Origin of the sequence: Streptomyces sp. NPDC058464 (assembly GCF_042721035.1) — a bacterium.
Classification (GTDB): domain Bacteria; phylum Actinomycetota; class Actinomycetes; order Streptomycetales; family Streptomycetaceae; genus Streptomyces.
Map to the genome: position 1 here is coordinate 3,726 of NZ_JBHXMA010000110.1, position 1,232 is coordinate 4,957.

Below are 1,232 nucleotides of genomic sequence, written 5' to 3' on the forward strand. Positions count from 1 at the left end.
TGGTGAGGGAATTTACTTCCTGAGCTGGGGGTGGCCGCAGAGACCAGCGAGAAGCGACTGTTTACTAAAAACACAGGTCCGTGCGAAGCCGTAAGGCGATGTATACGGACTGACGCCTGCCCGGTGCTGGAACGTTAAGGGGACCGGTTAGCTCCATTTCGGTGGGGCGAAGCTGAGAACTTAAGCGCCAGTAAACGGCGGTGGTAACTATAACCATCCTAAGGTAGCGAAATTCCTTGTCGGGTAAGTTCCGACCTGCACGAATGGCGTAACGACTTCTCGACTGTCTCAACCATAGGCCCGGTGAAATTGCACTACGAGTAAAGATGCTCGTTTCGCGCAGCAGGACGGAAAGACCCCGGGACCTTTACTACAGTTTGATATTGGTGTTCGGTTCGGCTTGTGTAGGATAGCTGGGAGACTTTGAACTCCGGACGCCAGTTCGGGGGGAGTCGTCGTTGAAATACCAGTCTGGTCGTGCTGGATGTCTAACCTGGGTCCGTGATCCGGATCAGGGACAGTGTCTGATGGGTAGTTTAACTGGGGCGGTTGCCTCCTAAAGAGTAACGGAGGCGCCCAAAGGTTCCCTCAGCCTGGTTGGCAATCAGGTGTTGAGTGTAAGTGCACAAGGGAGCTTGACTGTGAGACCGACGGGTCGAGCAGGGACGAAAGTCGGGACTAGTGATCCGGCGGTGGCTTGTGGAAGCGCCGTCGCTCAACGGATAAAAGGTACCCCGGGGATAACAGGCTGATCTTCCCCAAGAGTCCATATCGACGGGATGGTTTGGCACCTCGATGTCGGCTCGTCGCATCCTGGGGCTGGAGTCGGTCCCAAGGGTTGGGCTGTTCGCCCATTAAAGCGGTACGCGAGCTGGGTTTAGAACGTCGTGAGACAGTTCGGTCCCTATCCGCTGTGCGCGTAGGAGTCTTGAGAAGGGCTGTCCCTAGTACGAGAGGACCGGGACGGACGAACCTCTGGTGTGCCAGTTGTTCTGCCAAGGGCATGGCTGGTTGGCTACGTTCGGGAGGGATAACCGCTGAAAGCATCTAAGCGGGAAGCCTGCTTCGAGATGAGGACTCCCACCCACTTGATGGGGTAAGGCTCCCAGTAGACGACTGGGTTGATAGGCCGGATCTGGAAGCCAGGTAACTGGTGGAGGTGACCGGTACTAATAGGCCGAGGGCTTGTCCTCAGTTGCTCGCGTCCACTGTGTTAGTTCTGAGGCAACGAC

General features: G+C 56.4%; 1 rRNA gene (only partly in view). It reads left to right on the forward strand.

Annotation, left to right across the window (positions count from 1 at the left end):
• A 23S ribosomal RNA gene (locus ACFWPQ_RS51830) occupies positions 1 to 1,193 on the forward strand; it begins 2,013 nt to the left of the window's first position.
• Positions 1,194 to 1,232 lie beyond the last annotated feature (39 nt).